20 protein-coding genes are annotated in these 17,340 nt (G+C 53.2%); 19 read left to right on the top strand and 1 reads right to left on the bottom strand.

Going from position 1 to position 17,340, the window contains the following annotated elements:
* Positions 1–3: 3 nt before the first annotated feature.
* From ASH01S_RS04375 to ASH01S_RS04425, 12 genes are all read left to right on the top strand, one after another.
* On the top strand, positions 4–201 hold the full coding sequence (locus tag ASH01S_RS04375) for a hypothetical protein (RefSeq protein WP_067924086.1): 198 nt from the start codon (positions 4–6) through the stop codon (positions 199–201).
* 12 nt (positions 202–213) lie between these two features.
* Positions 214–435: a hypothetical protein gene (locus ASH01S_RS04380; RefSeq protein ID WP_067924089.1), complete on the top strand. Its 222-nt coding sequence runs from the start codon at positions 214–216 to the stop codon at positions 433–435.
* Positions 432–638 carry a hypothetical protein gene (locus tag ASH01S_RS04385; protein WP_157066989.1) on the top strand — a complete coding sequence of 69 codons (207 nt, stop codon included), beginning with the start codon at positions 432–434 and terminating at the stop codon, positions 636–638. The genes ASH01S_RS04380 and ASH01S_RS04385 overlap by 4 nt, the downstream gene beginning before the upstream one ends.
* Positions 638–1,084 carry a hypothetical protein gene (locus ASH01S_RS04390; protein WP_067924095.1) on the top strand — a complete coding sequence of 149 codons (447 nt, stop codon included), beginning with the start codon at positions 638–640 and terminating at the stop codon, positions 1,082–1,084. The genes ASH01S_RS04385 and ASH01S_RS04390 overlap by 1 nt, the downstream gene beginning before the upstream one ends.
* 136 nt (positions 1,085–1,220) lie before the next feature.
* Entirely contained in the window at positions 1,221–2,327 is a 1,107-nt protein-coding gene (locus tag ASH01S_RS04395) for a GH25 family lysozyme (RefSeq protein ID WP_067924098.1), read from the top strand.
* 255 nt (positions 2,328–2,582) lie between these two features.
* A complete protein-coding gene (locus ASH01S_RS04400) occupies positions 2,583–3,773 on the top strand; it encodes a ParM/StbA family protein (protein WP_067924101.1) in 1,191 nt (396 codons plus the stop codon).
* A 13-nt stretch (positions 3,774–3,786) separates the two neighbouring features.
* Complete coding sequence (locus ASH01S_RS18795) at positions 3,787–3,963, top strand: hypothetical protein (RefSeq protein WP_169794182.1); 177 nt, start codon at positions 3,787–3,789, stop codon at positions 3,961–3,963.
* Positions 3,964–4,125: 162 nt separating this feature from the next.
* On the top strand, positions 4,126–4,872 hold the full coding sequence (locus tag ASH01S_RS04405; protein ID WP_067924104.1) for a hypothetical protein: 747 nt from the start codon (positions 4,126–4,128) through the stop codon (positions 4,870–4,872).
* A gap of 15 nt (positions 4,873–4,887) precedes the next feature.
* Positions 4,888–5,175 (top strand): hypothetical protein, encoded by a 288-nt coding sequence (locus ASH01S_RS04410; protein WP_067924106.1) that lies wholly within the window; start codon positions 4,888–4,890, stop codon positions 5,173–5,175.
* A 29-nt stretch (positions 5,176–5,204) separates the two neighbouring features.
* Positions 5,205–5,564 carry a hypothetical protein gene (locus tag ASH01S_RS04415; protein WP_157066991.1) on the top strand — a complete coding sequence of 120 codons (360 nt, stop codon included), beginning with the start codon at positions 5,205–5,207 and terminating at the stop codon, positions 5,562–5,564.
* On the top strand, positions 5,561–6,025 hold the full coding sequence (locus tag ASH01S_RS04420) for a hypothetical protein (protein ID WP_067924111.1): 465 nt from the start codon (positions 5,561–5,563) through the stop codon (positions 6,023–6,025). Before ASH01S_RS04415 ends, ASH01S_RS04420 begins: the two co-directional genes overlap by 4 nt.
* A gap of 18 nt (positions 6,026–6,043) precedes the next feature.
* Positions 6,044–6,838 carry a hypothetical protein gene (locus ASH01S_RS04425; protein ID WP_067924114.1) on the top strand — a complete coding sequence of 265 codons (795 nt, stop codon included), beginning with the start codon at positions 6,044–6,046 and terminating at the stop codon, positions 6,836–6,838.
* Between the two features lie 411 nt (positions 6,839–7,249).
* Here the strand turns inward: ASH01S_RS04425 and ASH01S_RS04430 are convergent, their stop codons facing one another.
* On the bottom strand, positions 7,250–7,660 hold the full coding sequence (locus ASH01S_RS04430) for a hypothetical protein (protein WP_067924118.1): 411 nt from the start codon (positions 7,658–7,660) through the stop codon (positions 7,250–7,252).
* 138 nt (positions 7,661–7,798) lie between these two features.
* Between ASH01S_RS04430 and ASH01S_RS04435 the strand changes: the two genes are divergently transcribed.
* The 7 genes from ASH01S_RS04435 to ASH01S_RS04465 all read left to right on the top strand — a co-directional run bounded on the left by ASH01S_RS04435 (position 7,799) and on the right by ASH01S_RS04465 (position 17,330).
* The gene (locus ASH01S_RS04435) at positions 7,799–9,526 is read left to right on the top strand and encodes a phage terminase large subunit family protein (RefSeq protein ID WP_169794183.1); all 1,728 of its coding nucleotides are present in this window, start codon (positions 7,799–7,801) and stop codon (positions 9,524–9,526) included.
* 177 nt (positions 9,527–9,703) lie between these two features.
* On the top strand, positions 9,704–9,934 hold the full coding sequence (locus ASH01S_RS04440; protein ID WP_067924125.1) for a hypothetical protein: 231 nt from the start codon (positions 9,704–9,706) through the stop codon (positions 9,932–9,934).
* 16 nt (positions 9,935–9,950) lie between these two features.
* Complete coding sequence (locus tag ASH01S_RS04445) at positions 9,951–11,210, top strand: hypothetical protein (RefSeq protein ID WP_067924128.1); 1,260 nt, start codon at positions 9,951–9,953, stop codon at positions 11,208–11,210.
* A gap of 84 nt (positions 11,211–11,294) precedes the next feature.
* A complete protein-coding gene (locus ASH01S_RS04450; protein ID WP_067924132.1) occupies positions 11,295–13,496 on the top strand; it encodes a hypothetical protein in 2,202 nt (733 codons plus the stop codon).
* Between the two features lie 24 nt (positions 13,497–13,520).
* Positions 13,521–14,882, top strand: coding sequence for a hypothetical protein (locus ASH01S_RS04455; protein ID WP_067924135.1), 1,362 nt, complete (start codon positions 13,521–13,523; stop codon positions 14,880–14,882).
* A gap of 18 nt (positions 14,883–14,900) precedes the next feature.
* Positions 14,901–16,226, top strand: a complete 1,326-nt coding sequence (locus ASH01S_RS04460; protein ID WP_067924137.1) for a hypothetical protein — start codon at positions 14,901–14,903, stop codon at positions 16,224–16,226.
* A gap of 18 nt (positions 16,227–16,244) precedes the next feature.
* Positions 16,245–17,330, top strand: coding sequence for a phage major capsid protein (locus ASH01S_RS04465; RefSeq protein ID WP_067924140.1), 1,086 nt, complete (start codon positions 16,245–16,247; stop codon positions 17,328–17,330).
* The last annotated feature ends 10 nt before the right edge of the window (positions 17,331–17,340 follow it).

The raw sequence follows: 17,340 nt of genomic DNA on the forward strand, positions 1-17,340 counted from the left end.
TTCATGGCAAAAGTGAAGAAGGGTTTCCGAGCTGTGTTCTATGCACATGGACAGATTATGCTGTGGGGCCCAATCCGTGAGGACGAAGCCGCAGCGATTCGGGACATCTATGAGTACCACCATGAAGCGGACCTGTGTTTGAGAGACCCATACACTCATGCCGAGGTGCATGAGGTTTGGTATCCATACTACGACGTATAGGAGGGGCTATCGATGGAGTACGCGATTCAGGCTCTGCGTACTGAGGTCAAGATGTGCAGCCGTCGAATTGAGGAGCTGGAGCTAACCCTTCAAAGGCTTCGCAAGAAAGAAGAAGACACGTTGGCAGAGATCTGGAGGCTGAAGGCTGAAAGGCAGCAATATGCAGAAGCGATCGCTCGTCTCGAGGCTCACCGCGACGAGAATTCAACACTCCGAGAAGGAGGAGATGCATGATGTTGGTCGAGAAGTTCATCGGAGTTGTGTATGTGCAGAGCGAAGAAGATGCGGGATTCGAGAATGCGGTTCTGGCCGAAGGCATCTTTAGCGACGAGTTCGACACCTATGAAGAAGCCGTGGCTTGGATCAACGAGGAACATGAAAAGCATGACAACTTCCTCAGCGCGGAGATCAAGCACATCTGGGTGAGATCGGAGTAATGGATCTTCAGTTTGATAAGTCATTGCAAAACAACACGTACATCGTCACGGCGTCCACAAACAACTTTGCCCAGACGGATTTGGACTTGTTTGCGAAATTCGGGGAGCCTCAAGTCAATGTGGGCGGCCCCATCTACGATGACGAGAATGCCCTCGTTGAGGGGCTGCCCAGCCGGTGGCTGTACATCAAGTCCAACTTTCCTCTAACCGTTTCGTTCCAGAATGGAACGATGGTGTATGTGCATTACAACGGCATGCCCGACCCGAATCCGCCGATCAATGGACCAGAGCCTGTGGCCGGCACCGTGACCATTCCTCCGGATGTCGATCCAGAACGGCTCGCCAATGCGTGGATCAACACGCTCAAGTCCAACATGACCAAGGTACTGACGCAACTCAGAGCCAAGGCAGATGACTTCACCGGTCAGGATCAGATCACGATCTGAGATCCTGAAAGGAGGTGAGTCTGTGCTGACGTTGCACGTGTTTGGTCATGTCTTTGTCATCTGGCCGAACTTGAATCGGCATTGACGACGCAGAAACCGTGAAATTCAGCATCCTAAGGAGAATGAGGGATCGTCTATGCAGCCTCGCAATGATCAAATGGCACACATTGTAGACGCCTCAAACAACAATGGAACGATTGATTGGAAAACGGCTGTCCAGCAGAACATCGCAGGTGCGATCTTCAAAGTGACGGAAGGCGTAACCTATCATGACCCGACCTTCCAGAGAAATCTGCAAGGGGCCTTGGATGTCGGCTTGCCGGTTGGTGGCTATTGCTTTGCACGACCCAGGACCAGCTCCGCCAACGATGAAGCGGATGAGTTCGCGCGGACGTTGGAAGCCGCCGGCGGCCACGAAAAGATCAAACCCGTCCTCGACCTTGAGGACAATGGCGGGCTGTCCCGGGAAGGCGTTGTGGAGTTTGTTCATACCTTCATGGAACGGCTGAAGGGCCACTTTGGAGACTATGGCATGCTCTACACCTATACCGCCTTCGCTCAGGCCTATTTGGACGATTCTATGTCCAAGTATGACCTTTGGATTGCGGACTATCGAAACATCTTGGCGCCCCCGGATGTCGCTGGACATAACCGGTGGAAGATGTGGCAATTCACCAGTAAAGCCTCGATTCCCGGTTTCAGCGGCGCCGTAGACCTGAGTGTGTTCGATGGCACGGTAGAAGATTTCAGAGCGTGGTGTGGTCTAGTCGGCAAGGTTCAGACGCCGGCCCGAGCTGTCGTGACAGCGCCCTCGAGCACTCGGCCAACTCTCCGCATGGGGGACAAGGGGGCTGACGTGATCCAGCTTCAGCTGCTCCTGTATCGGATTGGACAGCATCCGGGTGCCGTGGATGGTATCTTTGGAGTGCAGACACAATCGGCCTTGAAAGCCTTCCAGGCAGCCTGCGGCATTGCCGTCGATGGGATTTGCGGCCCACAGTCTTGGTCCCATCTTCTGTCGGCACATCCGGCGTCTCGTCCGCTCTTGGCACTTGGGAGTCGAGGGGATCAGGTCACAGATGCCCAGTATCTGTTGGCGTACCATCACCAAAGCGTAGGCACGGTCGATGGATTGTTCGGGCCCAAGACCGATAGCGCGACTCGGAGTTTCCAGAAGGCCAACGGCCTCCAGGTGGACGGGAAGATCGGACCGCAAACCTGGAACGCGCTGTTGAAATTGTGATGATGTGGCCAAAAGGCTCTTGCAGTCGATTTTGAAATGCATTACAATACGTATAGTCATACTTGATCAATCCCTGATCAATCCCCTTTGCATACAACACAGACAGGACCAAGTGGAATCCGGCACATCCGCTTGGTCCTGTCTACGTATTTCGACAAAAAATCCCGTTGCGGAGAAAGATTTACTCGTGGTACGATGTTAGACACGAGGATACAAGGTGCAACATTGTCAGACAGGAGCAAGAGGAGGGGGCTTATGTCAAAGACTGCTGCAAAAGCCGCATCCACGCCAAAGGCAACGACTGTTCCGTATCTGGTGGCTCCGGACATTGGATTCGGCGTGGTGAAGGTGTTGTCGAGCGCACCGAACGTACGTGATTCCTCCATTGTGATGCCGGCCACTGCGGCACCAGGCGTCCAGTCCACCAGCCGGTTGTTTAACCTCAATCACATCGACCGCAAGAAGCTAATTGTGACCACGAGCGAAGGCACCTATTTCGTCGGGGAGAACGCAAATACGAAGACCGAAGGGCGCTCGAATCGTACGCAGGAGAGCGACCGCGCCAACGACCCCATCAGCCGTATCCTGTTTAAGACCGGCATTGCGCTTGGTGTTCCCGATGAGGAAGGCGAGTATGATGTCTTTGTCGTCACGGGTCTGCCCAATCGTGACTATGACAGTGTGGTCAAAGAGAATCTTGAGAAGTTCCTCAGCGAGCCTTACGAGATTACCTTCCATCTGGGTGGGAAGGACATCACCAAGAAGATCAATTTCGTGGGCTGTGTGATCCTGCGCCAGCCGGAAGGCTCAATTCTCAACAATACATTTTCGTTTACACCAGACTACAAAGAAACCGGATCCCTGTTGGCCTACAATCCGAGCATCAAGGAGTTTGTCGGCATCATTGATATTGGTCATTTCACCACGGACTATGCCCTATTCCAGGATGGATTCTTGGTGCCCAGTGATAAGACCTGCGGCTCCTCGGAGGCGGCCCATCTCGTATATAGCCGCTTACGTGTCGAACTGATGTCGAAGTTCCGGAACGAGTATGGTATGCGGTATGAGCCGACCGACAAGGATTTGGACCGCGCCGTTCGCCAGAGGAAAGTCCAGTTCAATGGTGTGGATCATGACGTGACTGCGGAAGTCGATGCTTGTGTCCAGGAAGTGGCGGCGACCATCGCGAAGGACGTCTTTGAGGCATGGGGGCCCGAAGCGACCCGTCTCGATCAGATTCTCTTGACGGGCGGTGGCGCGCATCTGTTTGAGGAAGCGCTGGCGAATGAGTTTGCGGCCCGCAAGATCCAGCCCTTTACCATTATTCCGAACCCGCAATTTGGGAACACTGTTGGGTATTATATGTTTGGCGCGATGGAATTGGCGGGACGGTACGACATCGATCAGGTCTATCAAGAGGTTGTGGCGCACCTCTTTGCGGACTGAGGTGATGGGCTGAATGGTCGACAAGATCCATGTTCGCTTGCGCGAGGAAGATACGTTACTGCGAGAACACTTCAGCAAGATCAAAAAGGGCGACCACTCTCATGAAGCCCGGCGATTGATGGAAAAAGCTCTGCTAATCGAGAAAAAAGAGCAGGAAGCCCTCAAGCAACTGCAAGTGAAGGCCCCGTAATGGGGCCTTTTGTCGTATATGCTCATTGACTTTGTTCGATGGGGTCTACCGTGTCAGTGTACAATGGAATCGAAAGGGATACGCTACCCTACCTAGCACCGACTGGCCGAGAGGGGTTAAGCCGTATCCCCTCTTAATTATGGTGCCAAAAGGAGGGGCTGTATGTCAGAGGGAAAGCGGACTGGGCCCAAGACTGCCGCGGGTTTGCAGGTAGCATCGCGTAACCTCGACCCGGTCGGGTGGACGCAAAACCCGGAGGCCGTTGAGGCCATCAACGTCGCGCGGCGACTTCGTCAAACCAAACATGGACTGTATGCTTCCGTGCCGATCATCTGCAAGGCTCGGGCATGTCCCTATGCGCATTCTTGTCCCCTGTTGGAAATGGACATGGCGCCGTTTGGAGAGAAGTGTCCGATTGAGATTGCCGCGATTGAAGACTTGTTTCATCGGTACTGTAAAGAGCTTGGGATTGACCCAGACAACGAAGAAAACACCGTTGATCTCATCATGGTCAAAGAATTGGTGGACATTGATATTTCGCTGCTTCGATGTGATAACAAGATGGCCATCGACGCGGACTTCATCATTGATCAAGTCGTTGGAATGACCGAAGAAGGTCACGCCCTCACCCGACAAGAACTTCATCCTGTAGTGTCTTACAAAGAGAAACTCCTCAATCAGAAACACAAGACGCTCCAACTCTTGAACTCCACACGAAAAGACAAGCAGGGGAGTAGGGTCACACACGTTCTCGATGCTTCGGAGCGGGCGGCGGAACTCTTGCGGGTCAAAAACGATATGCAGTCCCTCGAAGAAAACGAGAAAGAGGCGGAGCAAACCTTTTATGCGAAGTTTAAGGGCAAGGTGATTGACGTCGAACCCATTGGGTTTGAGGAACAAGATTCATGAAGGAGGATGATGGCAATGCCGGGGGTGCTCAATAAAATCACTGGGATTGCAACCCGTCCAAAGGCTTATCTCCAAGATACTTACCGTGATGTTGTGAGAGGGTTGCAATCAAAGCAATTGCCATTCTACTATGGCACTCTCAACAATGAAGCTCGCGTGAAAGCTCTAAGTGGAAATTACACATTCCGTATGAGAGATCTCGATTCTGGGCGTGTCAGCGTGCTGGCAGGCACTGCCCTTGGAGCTGGCTATCTTGGCTATCGGATTGTTCGACCAAATGGGCAGTCTGATGTGTATATCTAATCCGATGGGAGTGACGAGAGATGCCATCCATGTCAGGAGCAGCACGGTGGTTAATCAAGCACTCGATCAAGAAAACGGGCGTCCGGAACTTTGATAACTTCTTCTCCGGCTATGAGTATACCAAGCCAGCGAAGATCATTGGAGGCAGCGTCCTGGGGCTAGGCGTCGCGACCTATGAAGTGCTGACCAATCATCAACGGCCGATGGATGAGTACGCTCGTGCCACCGTGAATCCGGACATTGAGTCATTGCCCTTATCACGAGCCGATCAACTTGGGTATCAGGCTCCAGTTCCGCGCGCTCGGCCAAACGCACAACCTGAGTTCACATCGACCGGTGATTTGGTCTTTGCATTGCATAACACGAGATACGGAGGATACTTAGGATGACCGTGGCATACACCGGAAAGTATATCGGCAACCCAAACGCATCCTATGAGACGGATGTTACCCCCAAAAATGCGGCCGGCAGACTGAGTCGGATATGGAAGAACACGAGTTTTCCGCTCTTTACTGGCCTCGGAACAGCCGTTGGCATGGCCAGCGGTGAGAGCCTTCCGGTTGCGCTTGGCAAGTCTGTGATGGAGAACGCCTTGTGGTCTTTGGTTCCTGGCGGATTTGCCACGATGCTGGGTGTAACGGCAGCGCAGATGCTCCCTGAGATTATGAACGCGACCACAATGGCTGAGTCAAGGCTCGGGCAACGGAGTGCCATGTTTGGTGCCGGTTACATCGATACGGAAGCGGCCGCTTCGCTTCGGCAAACCACATTGAACCAGATGATGCAGGCTCGACAAAATGCGTCTCTGGCCGTGATGGGACATGCCCGAAATGCCGCGAAGGCCTATTAAGAAAGCGGGTGAAAAATAGTGAACGAGTCCTATTTGGATACGTATGACGACCTCTATGACGGCAACAATCAAAACGATGGAGGCTCCATAGTCAAAAACTTGGCTGTTGGGACGGGTATTGATTTCGGTGAAACGGTGGCCGAAGAAGGCATCCTCTTGGGTGGGGTCGGCTACGTGCTCCCAAAGGTGCTGAAGAACGGTCCAAACATTGCAACCCAAGCGGCCAAGTACATGTTTCGAGAAGGCCATATAGACCCGGATAAAAACAGACCGAGCCTCAAGGCGATCGGGAAAAACTATGGTGCCATGGTTCTGGCCGGCGGCTTGATGATGGGACTGGGTCTTGAATTCCTAAAGTCCAACAGGCCGTACAATCCCATCAATAGCAATGAACCCGCCACTGGGTACAACATTGCGACCGGCGCGGCAGGTGGCGCCATTTTAGGAGCGTCAGCTGGGCTTCATCTGGCCGGTGCGATGCATCTAGCGCCGAAGTGGGTACGTGGTTTCGCAGACAGCGACCTTTCTAAGGGATTTGTCAGCGATGCAAGAAGACAAGCCATCATTGACGATGAAACCGGCACTGAGGCCATTCGAGCGATGAAGGAATATCGGGATCGCTTACCGGGATTCCGTAGCCAAGTAGGCAAGGCAGTAACGGGAGTCGCGGATAAGGCCTTGGGCAAATTATACAATCTCAGCCCGCCTGGAAGCGGCAAGTTCTCAAAGCGAAACGTCGTCACAATGGCCGGAAGTATCCTGCTTGGGGCAGCGGTCGGAGCTGGATATAAAGCCGCTGCCAATTCAGATTAGAAGGTGGGGTGCGGAATGTGCTGTATAGTAACGAGCCCTATGAGCGAGTGGATCAGTCGGTAGCATGGGGCGCATTGCCGGGAGCCATTGGTGGCACTGCTGTCCTCGGGCACATGGCTGGAATCAGTGCGCTATCGCGCGCTGTAACTCGAGCAAGGTTGGCTCGGCTCGATCGAATTGCCGAGAGTGGGCCACTGACACTGGAACAACAGCAGACGCGAAGTCGACTTCTAGAAAAGATGGACTCGCGTCCGCTGTATAAGACCATGTTTGGCTCATGGAAGAGGTCTGGAATTTCTATGCTGCTGGGATCAGGTCTTGGTACCGTCGCAGGTATTGGCCTGCAGGCAATTAGAAATCAAGATTATGATTACAATTCATAATGGCGCATCACAAGTAGGGATGGTTCATTCATCCCTCTGATGTGCTGTTGCGATACTTCTGGTGGAGACGTTTGCAGTTTTCCATGTACTGGTTGACAGTCTCCTTTAGGAGTTCATCCAGTTGGCTTCGCTCATCGGGCGTGCATGAAGGTGAACTCATGTTATGGGAAATGTCTACTATCTTGTCCCATAGTTGAAGGCATTGTTCAAAGAGTTCAGGATCGCACGTCCGCATGTCCTTTTCAGGGTGTTGATCAAACTCATGTGGAATGTGTCTCTGGATATATAATTCCTTGCGGATGTCACGCTGAATGCCACGCAGAATAGACGTTGCGTATCCCACTGGGTCGTTGATGAGTTTTTGATACTCCTCGGGGTTCTTTTCCTTCCAGCGATTCCAAGCCAACCTCGCAGCTTGGCTTGCCAGAAAACCTAGCATATATCTTCCTCCTTTGGCTCTAATAGAATAATTACGCCGTATTGCTCAAATTTCCTGCTCATTTTTCGCTTGTAGTTCAATCTCTGGGAAGGAGAAGGAGAGATGTCAGCAGTTATGGACAACAGGTCGCTCGCTGATTTGGAGATTGAAGTTCGTTCTGACCCAGTCAAATGGGCCTATTGGAAACTGAAAGATCCCAAGGGGAATCCGTGGAGGGCCCGATGGTATCAGAAGAAAATTATTGATGGCATCATGAAAGGCGACCGGCGGATCGCAGTCCGCATGGGCAGGCGTGTAGGGAAGACGGAGACCCTGGTTGTTTTCTGTTTGTGGTACGCTTTTCATCACAGGAATGCACGTCTTCTCATAGCTGCGCCGTATGAAAACCAGGTTCGCCTGATTTTCATGCGTCTGAACGAGATGATCGACGACTGTGATGAGCTTCGGGAATCCATCCGGACTCGAACCAAGAACCCGTTCATTATTCAATTCAACAACGGAAGCAGCATCATGGGCTTTACAGTAGGGGCAACTTCCGGTCAATCGGGTGCGTCTGTCCGCGGTCAACGTGCAGATTGGATCTTCCTTGACGAGATTGACTACATGGACCGCGACGGCATTGATGCGGTTACGGCCGTTGCACTGGAAGATCCGGCGCGCATCGGGATCTGGTGCAGCTCGACACCTACCGGTAAGCGAAGTTTCTTCTATGAGATTTGTACGAACCCGGATACTGGGTACAAGGCATATCACTTTCCATCTATGGTGAACCCTGATTGGGATGAACGGATGGAGGCCCAAATGCGGGCCACGATGACGGAACAAAGCTACATCCACGAGGTATTGGCCGAGTTCGGAGAAGAGACGGTCGGAGTTTTCGCCAAATCGGCGGTAGAACGAGCAAAGTCGCAATTCCTGTATAGCTATCGGGAACTGAATGCATACGAGCGGGAACAGTACGAGAGACAGGGCTTCAAGATGGATGAAATTATCTACTATGGCCCGTATACTGTAAGCAAACCCGCTCCCCCTGCGATTCGCATTATCGGGGTGGACTGGGATAAATACGCCAATGATACGCAGATCATTGTGACGGAGTTTGATGAGTTCCTGAAGAAGTTTCGGGTTGCCTTTCGGGCGGAGATTCCAAGAGGGGAATTCACGCTCGACAATGCGGTCAAAAAAATTATCGAACTCAACGCAATTTATGATCCTCGTCTGATCTACATAGACCGAGGGTTTGGTGAGTATCAGATTGAGACACTTCGCTTGTATGGCCGGGAGCATCCTGAGACAGGCCTCGATCGAAAGATCCGGCCAGTGCATTTTGGACAAAAGATTGAAGTTCGGGATCCTGCAACACGAGAAGTGGACATGAAGGATGTAAAGCCATTCATGGTAAACCAGACGGCGCTCTTGCTTGAACGTGACAAGATTGTGCTGTCTCCCTTTGACGATATGGTCTGGAAGCAGATGATGGACTATCAGGTCGTCAAGATCACGCAGAACGGCCGGCCGGTGTACACCTCCGAAAACGAACATGCGCTCGATGCCTTTATGCTCACCATTCTCGGCTTTACGCTTGAGTTTCCGGACATCACACAGATTCTTGAAGAAGTGAAGGTCGCCCGGACCAACAAGTTCATTCACGGCAAATCCATCGTGGAGAAAGTCACTGAGAAGGTCTTTGGTGGCACGCGCGATGTGTACAAGCCTAGGGATACACGAGAGTTTGAGCCCAAGGACGATCCGAACTGGCGCCTGCGGAAAGTGCCGCTTGGATATGCCAAGCCGCGCGGCGGGCAATGGGGAATGAGAGGGACTTCGAGATATTCACGATCGCCGTTTGCCAGAAGGTCAATCTAACAGTTGGAATGCCTGAGATAATGCGTTGTGACCCTCTCGGCAGAGAGGTGGAAGGCAAATCAAACCCCTGTGTCCTTCTTGGCGGCTCATCTTTCACCCTCTCTTTCCCGGCCCGCCGCGAAAGCGGCGGGTTACATACATATTGGGGATGCAGCCAGAAAGAAGGGATCTTCAGTGATGAAAAGCAACGAGCCCTACGATCGAGTGTACTACAATCCTATGACATATGGCATGTACACAGGGCTGGCATCGGCCGGAGCTGGTGTGGGTTATGGTTTACTGACGAGCATGATGGCACCCCGGTCTATCAAGATCAAGAATGCAGCGCGCTTTGGAGCCATCGGGCTTGCGACCGGATTGGCCGGTGGCGCCTTGGGCGCGATGATAAAGAATCACATGGATAACTAGACGGGAGAGAGACGCCATGACGGACGATCTCTATGGGGGCAAGGGGATAGATACGCCCTACGAGCGGCAAATTTTTGATTACCATCCGAAACTCGAATATCCCATCGAACATTCCATTCATCTGATTCCTCCGGTCGTCGTCCAGAAGATTGAACGCGCACAGAACTTCACCATCACACAGAGTCTGATGGATTATGACAGTTTGTCGCAGGATATCTCCGACCTGATGGCCATTATTGAAGACCGGCAGTCCTCGGATTTCCAGTCCTTTGAGGATTTGTTGGCCGCCGATGACTATCAGCAGGTCATGGCAGTCGAAGATGAAAAGTCGGGGTATGACGGTACGGGTGACTATGAGATCTATGACCTCCTGTACCGAATGAAGCGCTCTGTAGATCGGAGACGGGACTTTTTGGACCAGTATTACCGAAGCCAGATTACCGATGCGACGGATGTCTCGGACGCCGCCGACGATGAGGCCAATGCGATTCAATCTTGGTCGCAATCCGTGATCGATGGGACAAACCTCGAGAACAGCCTCATGGACCTATACAAGTCCAGCTATGAGGTGGATGATCCGACCACGACCCAGCAGATCCAGCAGCTGCAGGATCAGATTGCTCAGAACCAACTGGATACGAACAACATGGAGACATTCCACACCACGATCGCGGATGTGGCCTACGTCCACAAAAACCGGTACACCCAGTTTCAAGACATCGTGGATTCGCTTCGCGATCTTGTCACCAATCCGGCTTCGGTCATGGAAAGCAACGGGATGAAATCCTTTCTTCAAACCATCTCCAGTCTCACGGACGTGTCCGCGATTAAATCACATCTGATCCTGGCCTTTCAGTCCTTGAAACAGCAGCACAACAACCTCAAAGGTCAGGCCTTGATGGTCGACGATAACAAAGAGGATGCGATCTCCAAGCAGCTCTGGATGTACCAACAGGTGCATACCAAAACCACCAATCCCCTGATTTATTTTCTGTACAACCAGGACGAGGGACAGAGCGCAACCTTCGATCGGTTTGCAACGATCATCACGGATTCGATGCAGAACGTGCAGGATCAGTACAATCAGTCGATCATCGACCTCGTGAAGCTGTACCAACAAGAGGCGGTGTTCTACGGTCGGCAAGTGGACCTCCTGCAAAAGAAGGAGGAAATCCGTCAATTCTTGAGGATCCTAGAGGATTTGGGAGATGTCACGGAAGTGACGGATGACTGGATTGATGATTATCTCAAGGCACATGGATACAGCAACTCTTGAACTTCGTAATGCATTACGCCTATGGGATATAATTGCCTAAGATAGACATTGTTCACACTTGGCAGGTAAAGGAGGGCTCATTGTGTGGCTCGGTTTCTGAATAACGTCATCAAGCGATTTGCCACAGCCAATGAAGCGCCTTCTCCTCCCAGTCGCAGTAGCGGCTCCGCCGGTGTGGGTTTTGGTCCATCCTTCAAGCGAGATCCGAAGGCAACGCAAGTGAAACGGGTCGGCTATCAGCTTCCGTCTGCGAATGCCACGGGTGGAGGTGGCGGGCGCGCGAATTTTGAGTCGCCTGACATTGACTTCGCCCAAATCGATGCGGCGATTGAGCGTGACAGCTATGTGATGCAGACGGTCCTCAAATACTCGGAGTTGGTCTTTAAGAGTGGCTGGCAGTTCAAGAGCAAGAACCAGCAGGCCCTCGATTATGTGAAGCTCCGTCTCGACATGATTGCCGTCGGGACCGATACGCCGACGGAGATGTTGTTCCAAGGGATTGCGGATGACATTGTCCGGTATGCCAATGCCTTTATCGTAAAGGCGCGCGGAAAGGGAAACCAAGGTCTGCCGCCTGGTCTGTCTGCGATTCCGATGCCCCCGGCCAAGGGCCCTGTGATTGGTTACTTTCGGCTTCCGCCCAGCACGATGCAGGTCGGACGGGATCTGAACGGGAACATCACGGGGTATCAGCAGACTGTACAGGGCCAGGACCCGATTACCTTTCGACCTGAAGATGTGATTCACATCAAGGTGAATGTCCCGGCCGGCAAGGCGTTTGGTGAACCGTGGTTGGCACCGGTCATCGAAGATGTGCGTCTGCTACGGAAAGTGGAAGAGAATGCAGCGCTGCTGCTCTATCGACACATCTTTCCCCTTCTCGCGTACACCGTGGGCCTAGACAAGCCAGGATACGAAGCCACGGACGAGGAACTTAACGAGATTCGGTCCACGATTGAGAACATGCCAACCGATGGGGCTATCGTGCTTCCGGAACGGCACAAGATCGATGCGGTCAATCTGACTGCGATCGATGGAAAGCCATATCTGGACTACTTCGAGGCTCGCGTGTTCTCAGGACTTGGCATGAGCCAGGTAGACATGGGTCGAGGCGATACAGCAAACCGGAACACCGCTGACGCGATGACGGGGATCAAGGCGGACCGGATCAATGGCTGGCAGCGCCAGATTGCCCTTCAAATCAACAAGTACATCATTGAGGAACTCTTGGTTGAGGGCGGCTTTGATCCTCTGGCGGATCCGAATAACAAAGTCGAATTCGTGTTCAACGAGATTGAAGCCGAGATGCGGATCAAGCTCGATACGCACGAGATTTACAAGTACGAGCACAACGTCCAGACCTTTGAGGAAACACGGATCAACCTCAAGCTCGAACCGCAAGTGGATGAATCTCGATTGTATTTGAACATGGTCAAGATCCCGGAGATTGAGGCGGCCGCTCAAGCGAAGGCTACTGTGGCATCCACGCCAGGAACGCCGGAAACCAATAACAAGCAGCAGCCGACGAACCAACATGGTACTCGATCCGGACCCAAGCGATCGACTGAGTCCTTGCGAGAATCTGCACCCGACTTCATCTCAACCTCCACTCTGGATCGTCTCCAGAAGCGTCTTGCATCGACGTATGAACAGATGGAAGCCGATGTGGTGGATGAGGTTCGCAAGCACATGTCGGGTCGATCCTTCCCGATCAAGGATCCAAAAACGCTGTTGTCTGCGGTGCATTTCGCCAAAGACACGATGTGGCACGACATCGAATATGCGGCCCGGCAGTGTCTGATGGATGGCGTTGTGGCCGCCAAAGACGATCTGAATCGCGGGTCGCTCGCCAATGTGAACTACTCCAGTTCGCTTCGTTTGATTGGGGAGGACGCCAATCGATCCTTGGGCCGGCTGGAGCAGGCGATTCAAAAGACACTGTCTGCCAAGCTGGCGGATGCCAAGGACTTGAGTGAAGCGATTCTCAAGACACGCGCCGTGTTCCAATCGCTCCGCTATCGTGTCGAATTCCTCGCGCTCTACACGCTGGCGAAGGCATTCAACTACGGATATGCGCTGAGCTTCCTTCAGTACGAAGAAGACCAGCTTGTCGTAGAAAAAGGATCCGATGGGTGTGTGACCTGTCAGGAGAAATCCGGCACCTCGATTCATGTGGGCAATCATTCATCTCTCGATGAAGTTGCTATATATCATCACATTCCGCCTTGGCATCCACATTGCAATTGCCGACTGACTCCGGCGAAAGAACCGGAAGCCAAAGCGTGAAGGCCGCAGAAGGGGGTGAGCAGAGTGAACTACACGTTTGAAGAGCATAAAGCCAAGAAGCTGATTACCAACCCGATGATCTATGAAACCGTAGCGGTTCGCACCACGCCACTCTCTCAGGAAAACCTTCAGCGGTTGACCGAGTCGGCAAAGGGGCAGGTACGGAAGCTGCGGGTTCAGATGGAGGCCATTCATGTTGGCCGTACAGCCAACTACAACTACTACACCGCGGAAGGTCTCAAAGCCGGTGTTCATACATGGACCCAGCCGTATAACAAGCCAGTTCTGACGCACCACAACTCGTATGATGGCGAACCGATTGGGCGCATCCTCAAGGCACAGTTCTCGGAAGCCACAAAGTCAGGTCGCCCTGGACTCATCTTCGATGTGGAGCTTACCGATCCAGACGCCATAGAGAAAGTTCTGGATGGGCGTTACCAGACCGTCTCTATCGGCGCAACCACGGATAAGGTGACCTGCAATATTTGCGGAACCGATCGTACGAAGGAATGGTGCGATCACTGGCCTGGAGAGTCCTATGACGGCCAAACCGCACACTTCATCATTGGTACCGTATTAGGCCACGAGGTCTCCTATGTGAACGTCCCGGCCGATGCACACGCAGGCAACGTGAGCGTTACACAGGAGGGAGAGCCTTCCGGCTCCGGGGACAAAACCGAATCGACGGACTTTCAGGTCCTCCAAATTGCCGAGAAGACGTATCGCATTACAAATGCACCTCATGTAAATGAAAGGAGTGGATCGAGTGCAATGAACGGGCAAACATCCCCAACCCCTGTACAGACACCGGCGCAACCCCCTCAGCAGCAGCCGGTCCAAGAGTCTCCGACGCAGACCCCTGCATCCCCAACTCCAGAACCCCAGGCTTCGGTGACACAGACACCAGTTCAAGAATCCGAACTGAAGGCCCAACTCACGGAGGCCGCCAACAAGATTGCAACCCTTGAGTCAACCATTGCGAATCTGGTCCTTGAAAAACAAGGACTTGAAAGCAAGGTTGCAGAGATGGAGGCCGAACACAACCAACTGGTTCAGGAGAACGCGGACCTTCATGCAGAGCTGCACAAGATGCTCGCTGAAAAAGTCTTGGATCTCAAGATCGCTCTGCGCAAGCCAGATGTGGTGAGCCTGGATCGAGAAGAAGCGCTCAAGATGCATGTCGAGCGCACCAAGGAATCCTTAGAGAACACGCTTCAGGATCTATTGGCCGAGATGAAATCCTGGCGGCCGGAGCCTGGTAGCGTGCAAAATCCGGGTCTCGCTGAGAACGAAGACGGAAAAACCCAGAAGACTACGATGACGCTGGCGGAAGCCGAGGACATCTTCAAAGGGCTCTTCGGTGGCGGACGCAAGCGAAACAACTGACCAAAGGAGTGAGTCGACATGGCACTATTCCATGGTGCAAAGCCTGTACAGGATACGAAAGACACCTACTTCCGGTCCAATACGAAGCTGCAGGCCGGTACGCATGACGCCCCTGGTGAAAAGTTTCTCGTTGACCCGCGGTTGCGGCGTTTGTTCCGCTACCACTTCGGTGACTTGTATGGGATCAACTGGGTCGTGATTCCGAAAGGCCGCGTGGTCGCGCCGGCGACGAATGGGGGCCCGAACGACGATGGTCGCTTTGTGGACTTTGACAGCAACCAGAAGTACAATGCGCTGACACTGGCCAACGGCGGTGTGGACGTGAATGACATTGACCGTGACGGCGCGCCGTATGTTCGCAAGGCCAACAAGGCGATTGGTGTAGCCTATGCCAACTTGTACGAAGAAATCGTTGATGGCTTCAATGGCATGCAGCCGACCATCGAAAACGAGATTTACATTGAGCTTCCGTACATTCCGCTGAAGGAACAGGCTGAGCAGATCGAATGGGGTTCTTTCTACGATGTCGATCCGTCCCGTCCGGTTCGAGCTGGCGACTATGTGATGTCGGATGAAAACGGCCGCTGCATCAAGGCGGACTTCGACTATGTGAAAGAGCAACTGGATGCAGCCAATGCGCAGGTTCAGGCTGCAGCTGATTTGGACAGCCTGAAGGCTGCGATTGCCAACGTGGTCCAGTGGCAGAAGGAACTGTCTCGCCTGCATGAACAGGTGATTGGCCAGGTCTGGGCCGTTGAGTCTCCGATTGCCGACGGCGTAGCACCACAGGGTTGGCTGAAGTGGGTTGGCTGGGCACAATCCGACATTCTGAATGATGAGCGCTGGGTCAATAGCTCTGGTGAGCGTCCAAGCGACATCGGTTCTCAGGATGGCTTCCCCGGTTATCCCTATGAAGAAAGCTATCTGCGTGGGATGCTCGAGTTCACGAACAAATACTTCCCACATGGTATCCCCGGTTTGACAGATGGTTCCCGGATTGAAGTGCCCTTCACGGATCTGACCATCGGTACGGTTCAACCGGGTCAGAGCGGCCGGCATGACTTCCGTGTGTTCCAGTTCCCGATGGTTCCGGGCTCCTTGACGGTGACCGCCAATGGCACGCAATTGCCGCTGTCGCCGACCCCGCCAAGCGGTACGTCAAACTATGTCTCCTATGTGGACTACAACGCGGGCTTGATCGTCGTGCAGTACGACAACAGCCAAGGCTCTGCGCCGGTGGAAATCAAAGCGACGTTCAAGGCCTACGGACAGATTCCGGGTATTCCGACGGGTTGGGACTGGACCGGTTCGGTCGGTGCCGTCCGAATCCTGCTGCAGAAGTGATGAAGGAGGTCATCCAACATGATGAACGTAAGCGAACATCAGCTTTCCGAACAATCGCTGGATATTCTTCGCCGGATCAAGCGGCAGCTTGATCTGAACGAAGATTGGACCCAGATTCCGAAAGGCGAATTGGTCACGGTTCAAGAAGCGCTGACCACACAGGACGCGAGCATCTTGATCCCGCGCGTGGTCGTGGGTCTGATGCGGGAGGCAGCCGAACCCAACTACATCGCCACCCAGCTGCTGCAGACCGTTCGCCTGACGGAAGGCCGCTCCATCGAATTCCCGTCGATCGGTGCGATGCGTGCCCACGACGTCGGTGAATCGCAGAGCTACCTGGAAGAGACCGTGGACTTCCAGCTGCACCGCACGCAGGAAGTCAAGGTCGGTAAATCCGGTCTCATTGTTCGAGTTACGGACGAGATGATCCGAGACTCGCAGTGGGACGTGATAGGGATCCTATTGCGGAAGGCCGGCGAGGCGATGGCTCGATGGAAAGAAGAGAAGGCGTTTATTCAGTTTTCGAAGCATGGCCACATCGTTTTCGACAATGACATCCGGCAGAAATACCCGGATGCAGGGACCACCGGCGTGGATATGCACGGTAATATAAATAATACCCTGTCTACCGAAGACCTGATCGACATGTTCATCGCCGTCATGATGAATGGCTATCAGCCGGATACGGTTCTGATGCACCCCTTGAGCTGGTCGGTGTTCTTCAAGAACGAAATCCTGCAGTCGCTGACCCATGCGGCGCTGGGCGGCAGCCAAGTCACCAACCTCACGATCCGTCCGGACCAGGTACAGGGCCGCGTACCGTTTGCGATCAACATCATGTTCACGCCGTTCATTCCGTTCGACTACCAGAACAAGAAGTTCGATATGTATGTAGTCGACTCGAAGAACATCGGCATCCTGCTTGTGAAGGATCCGCTCTCGACGGAGCAGTTCGATGATCCCATGCGGGATATCCAGTCTATCAAGGTGAAAGAAAGGTATGGAATCGGAATTCTCAACGAGGGCAAAGCGGTTGCGGTCGCTCGCAATCTAGCATTCGAGAAGACCTTCCCGATTCCGCCGGCAATTCGTATCGTCTCGTAATCTGGTGGTT

The organism is Alicyclobacillus shizuokensis NBRC 103103 (assembly GCF_001552255.1).
Classification (GTDB): Bacteria; Bacillota; Bacilli; order Alicyclobacillales; family Alicyclobacillaceae; genus Alicyclobacillus_G; species Alicyclobacillus_G shizuokensis.

Coding starts and splice junctions, on each gene's coding strand:
- ASH01S_RS04375 (WP_067924086.1), top strand. CDS start 4: ATGGCAAAAGTGAAGAAGGGTTTCCGAGCTGTGTTCTATGCACATGGA.
- ASH01S_RS04380 (WP_067924089.1), top strand. CDS start 214: ATGGAGTACGCGATTCAGGCTCTGCGTACTGAGGTCAAGATGTGCAGC.
- ASH01S_RS04385 (WP_157066989.1), top strand. CDS start 432: ATGATGTTGGTCGAGAAGTTCATCGGAGTTGTGTATGTGCAGAGCGAA.
- ASH01S_RS04390 (WP_067924095.1), top strand. CDS start 638: ATGGATCTTCAGTTTGATAAGTCATTGCAAAACAACACGTACATCGTC.
- ASH01S_RS04395 (WP_067924098.1), top strand. CDS start 1,221: ATGCAGCCTCGCAATGATCAAATGGCACACATTGTAGACGCCTCAAAC.
- ASH01S_RS04400 (WP_067924101.1), top strand. CDS start 2,583: ATGTCAAAGACTGCTGCAAAAGCCGCATCCACGCCAAAGGCAACGACT.
- ASH01S_RS18795 (WP_169794182.1), top strand. CDS start 3,787: ATGGTCGACAAGATCCATGTTCGCTTGCGCGAGGAAGATACGTTACTG.
- ASH01S_RS04405 (WP_067924104.1), top strand. CDS start 4,126: ATGTCAGAGGGAAAGCGGACTGGGCCCAAGACTGCCGCGGGTTTGCAG.
- ASH01S_RS04410 (WP_067924106.1), top strand. CDS start 4,888: ATGCCGGGGGTGCTCAATAAAATCACTGGGATTGCAACCCGTCCAAAG.
- ASH01S_RS04415 (WP_157066991.1), top strand. CDS start 5,205: ATGTCAGGAGCAGCACGGTGGTTAATCAAGCACTCGATCAAGAAAACG.
- ASH01S_RS04420 (WP_067924111.1), top strand. CDS start 5,561: ATGACCGTGGCATACACCGGAAAGTATATCGGCAACCCAAACGCATCC.
- ASH01S_RS04430 (WP_067924118.1), bottom strand. CDS start 7,660: ATGCTAGGTTTTCTGGCAAGCCAAGCTGCGAGGTTGGCTTGGAATCGC.
- ASH01S_RS04440 (WP_067924125.1), top strand. CDS start 9,704: ATGAAAAGCAACGAGCCCTACGATCGAGTGTACTACAATCCTATGACA.
- ASH01S_RS04445 (WP_067924128.1), top strand. CDS start 9,951: ATGACGGACGATCTCTATGGGGGCAAGGGGATAGATACGCCCTACGAG.
- ASH01S_RS04460 (WP_067924137.1), top strand. CDS start 14,901: ATGGCACTATTCCATGGTGCAAAGCCTGTACAGGATACGAAAGACACC.
- ASH01S_RS04465 (WP_067924140.1), top strand. CDS start 16,245: ATGATGAACGTAAGCGAACATCAGCTTTCCGAACAATCGCTGGATATT.